The organism is Streptomyces sp. NPDC002265, assembly GCF_040296125.1.
In the GTDB taxonomy this organism is placed as follows: Bacteria; Actinomycetota; Actinomycetes; order Streptomycetales; family Streptomycetaceae; genus Streptomyces.
Genome location: NZ_JBEOWS010000570.1, coordinates 1 through 3797, shown reverse-complemented (window position 1 = coordinate 3797; position 3797 = coordinate 1). Strand labels below are relative to the sequence as shown.

The window sequence follows — 3797 nt, the reverse complement described above, 5'->3', positions numbered from 1 at the left end:
ACACCCACACCCCGGGTTAAATCTCGGCGGGGGGGGTGTGGCGGGGGGGCGGGGCCGACCCCCGCCCCCCCCCCCCCACCCCCAGCGGGGCCGCCCTCCGGGGCGGCATCGGCCGTTCGGGGGCTGCCCGGGCTGCCGGGCTGCCGGGCTTCCGGGAGCTTCCCGGGGCCGCTGAGTGCTTCGCGGGGCTTCCAGTGGCACCCAGGGGTCCTTCGGGGGTCTCCCGGGGGCTCTCAAGGGCCTTCGAGGGGACTTTCCTGGGGCTCGCACAGCCTTCTCATCGTTCTCTTATTTCGGCCTTATCGAGTCATCACATGCCGTACCTAGCTTGCGGCCATGTTCTTCACCTACCTGAGGCGCGAACTGCGCCGCCGCAGAAAAGCGGCCCTCGTCGTCGCCTCCGGCCTCGCGCTGGGCATCGCGCTGGTCATCGTGGTCAACTCCGTCTCCTCCGGGATGGGGAAGGCCCAGGACAAGGTCCTCCAGTCGCTGTACGGACTGGGCACCGACATGACGGTCACCAAGGCCGCCTCGCCGACCACCGGCACCTCGCAGCGTCCGCGCTTCCAGTTCGACGCGAAGGACAACGACTCCGACGCGGAGCAGAGCACCGACCGGGTCATGGTCCAGGGCTTCCAGACCCTGTCCACCGCCACCGTCACCAAGGTCGGCAAGCAGTCCGGCGTCTCGGACGCGGTCGGCGGGCTGAGCCTCCAGGTCATCAAGGTCAGCGGCCAGTTCACCCGCGGCCAGTTCCAGCAGAACGGCAACGGCGGGGGCGGCTTCTCCCGGGGCGGCGGCCAGCCGCAGGGCGAGGTCAAGGGCGGCGGCGCCGACTTCGACGTCAACAACTACTCGGTCTACGGCACCGACGTCACCAAGCCCGCGCTCGGCCCGCTGACCTCCTCCAAGATCAGCAGCGGCCGTACGTTCACGACCTCGGAGACGAACGCCAAGGTCGCCGTCGTCGACTCGGCGTACGCCAAGGAGAAGAAGCTCAAGGTCGGCTCCACCGTCACCATCAAGAGCGTCAAGTTCACGGTGATCGGCGTCGCGACGGCCGACAGCGGTGACTCCGCGGCCAACCTCTACATCCCGCTGACGCAGGCCCAGACCCTCAGCGACTCGAAGAGCAAGGTCACCACGATCTACGTCAAGGCGACCGACTCGCAGCAGATCGACAGCGTCAAGTCCACGATCCAGAAGAACGTCTCCGGTACGACGGTCACCACCTCCGCGGACCTGGCGGACACCGTCTCCGGCTCCCTGTCCACCGCCTCCAGCCTCGCCACCAACGTCGGCAAGTGGCTGTCCATCGCGGTGCTCGTGGCCGCGTTCCTGGTCGCCGGTCTGCTGACCTCCTCGGCCGTCTCCCGCCGGGTGCGCGAGTTCGGCACGCTCAAGGCGCTGGGCTGGAAGTCCGGCCGGGTCACCCGGCAGGTCATCGGAGAGGCCATGGTCAACGGCCTGCTCGGCGGCGCCCTCGGTATCGCGCTCGGCCTGGCGGGCGCGTACACCGTCACCGCGATCAGCCCCACGCTCCAGGCCCAGATGGGCTCGGGCGGCGGCGGTGGCGGCGGTGCCTTCGGCGGCGGAGGCGCTGGCGGCCCCTTCGGCGGTGGCGGCCCCGGCCGGCAGACCGCGGCCAAGACCCTCGACGTCGCGCTGACCGCGCCCGTCAGCCTCACCACCGTCGCGCTCGCGGTCGGCCTGGCCGTCGCCGGCGGTCTGATCGCCGGTGCCTTCGGCGGCTGGCGCGCCTCCCGGCTGCGCCCGGCCGACGCCCTGCGCCGCGTCGAGTAACCGGCCCCCGCACGGTTACCGCGGCCCCGGGGCCCGCTCCCGGCGGGGCGGGCCCCCGTCTCCACACCTCACCCAGGAGTTGCACCCACCATGTACGAACTCAGAAGCGTCACCAAGCGCTACACGCGGGGCAAGGACACCGTCCACGCGCTCGACGGCATCGACCTGACCATCGCGGACGGCGACCGGCTCGTCATCCAGGGCCCCACCGGCGGCGGCAAGTCCACCCTGCTCCAGATGCTCGGCGGACTCGACCGGCCCACCTCCGGCGAGGTCGTCCTCGACGGCACCGACCTGGCCAAGCTGTCCGAGGCCCGGCTCACCAAGGTGCGCAGCGAGAACATCGGCTTCGTCTTCCAGTCGTTCAACCTGATCCCGACGCTGACCGCGCAGGAGAACGTCGAGACCGCGCTCGTACCCCTCGGCGTGAAGGTGAAGGACCGGCGCGAGCGGGCCGCCGAGGCCCTGAAGTCGGTCGGACTCGGCGAGCGGCTGGGACACCTGCCCGGCGAGATGTCCGGCGGTCAGCAGCAGCGCGTCGCCATCGCCCGCGCCCTGGTCAAGCAGCCGAAGGTGCTTCTCGCCGACGAGCCCACCGGCAACCTCGACGAGGGCATGCGCGACGAGATCATGGAGGTGCTCGACCGGATGTGGAAGGAGCACGGGCTCACCTTCATCATGGTCACCCACGACTCCGCGATCGCGAAGAAGGCACCGCGCCTGGCGACCATCCGCAAGGGGAAGATCACCGTCAAGGAGAACGCGAACTCGTAGCCCGCGCACGCCCAAGACGCCGTCCGCGCACGACCGCACCGGTGGTGGTACGCGGACGGTTCCGCACCCGGCCCCGTCCGCACCCGGCCCCGTCCGCACCCGGCGCTTTCCGCGCCCGGCCCGTCCGCCCCTTCCGCGCCCCTGCCCGCCGCCCCCGGGCCCGTCCGCTCAGGCCAGCGGTACGCGTCTGGCGTCCGTGCCCCAGCTGGCCAGCAGGCGCAGGGCCTCGGCCGACGCGGAGCCCGGCTCCGCGTGATAGGTGATCAGATGCTGCTCGCCGTCGTCGACCAGGCCGAACGTCTCGAAGGAGAGGGCGAGATCGCCGACGAGCGGATGGTGCATCCGCTTGGTGCCGTGGCTCTTCTCCTTGACGTCGTGCGTGGCCCACAGCCTGCGGAACACCTCGCTCTTCACGGAGAGCTCGCCGACCAGCGCCGACAGCCGCGGATCGTCCGGATGACAGCCGGCGTCCATCCGCAGATAGCTGACGATGTCGGTCGCCTTCTGGTCCCAGTCCACGAACAGGTCGCGGTAGTCGGGCCTGAGGAACACCAGCCGGGCCCAGTTCCGCTCCTGCGCCGGTAGCTCCGACCAGTCGCCGAACAGGGCCGCCGCCATCCGGTTCCAGGCGAGGATGTCCGAGCGCCGGCCGGAGACATAGGCCGGGATGCCCTCCATGCTGTCCAGCAGCTGCCGCAGCCCGGTCCGCACCTGCTGCTGGCGCACCGCCGCCTTCCGCTTGTGCTGCTTCGGCTTCGCCAGATGCGTGAGGTGCGCGTGCTCGGCGCCGGTCAGCCGCAGCGCCCGCGCGATCGAGTCCAGCACCTCGGCCGACACGTTTTGCCCGTTGCCCTGCTCCAGCCGCGTGTAGTACGCCACCGACACCCCGGCCAGCTGGGCCAGCTCCTCGCGCCGCAGCCCGGGCACCCGGCGGTGCCGTCCGAAGTCCGGCAGTCCCACGTCCTGCGGCTTCAGCCGGGCCCGCCGGGACCGCAGGAACTCGCTGAGCTCGGCCCGGCGGTCCAGCGCCGCCCCGCCCGGCTCCAGGGGCCCTGGTACGGGCTCGGGCAGTTCGTCCATACGTCCAGTATTCACGGCCCGTGGCTGGTCCTACGTTCCCGAGCCTGACCCCGCCAGTAGTAGGAACACCGGACGTAGGCACAAGCGTGGTCTGGGTGCCCGTCCTGATCTCGGGCAGGCTGGACACCGTGCCCGGCCGA

Annotated in this window: 3 protein-coding genes; 2 read left to right on the top strand and 1 reads right to left on the bottom strand. The window is 71.2% G+C overall.

Features of this window, described 5'->3' with window-relative positions:
* Positions 1-336 precede the first annotated feature (336 nt).
* The gene (locus ABT085_RS44935; protein ID WP_351622609.1) at positions 337-1803 is read left to right on the top strand and encodes an ABC transporter permease; all 1467 of its coding nucleotides are present in this window, start codon (positions 337-339) and stop codon (positions 1801-1803) included.
* Positions 1804-1893: 90 nt separating this feature from the next.
* A complete protein-coding gene (locus ABT085_RS44930) occupies positions 1894-2577 on the top strand; it encodes an ABC transporter ATP-binding protein (RefSeq protein WP_351622606.1) in 684 nt (227 codons plus the stop codon).
* A 168-nt stretch (positions 2578-2745) separates the two neighbouring features.
* On the opposite strand, the gene ABT085_RS44925 is transcribed toward ABT085_RS44930, so the two are convergent.
* Complete coding sequence (locus ABT085_RS44925; protein WP_351622603.1) at positions 2746-3657, bottom strand: helix-turn-helix transcriptional regulator; 912 nt, start codon at positions 3655-3657, stop codon at positions 2746-2748.
* Positions 3658-3797: the final 140 nt, after the last annotated feature.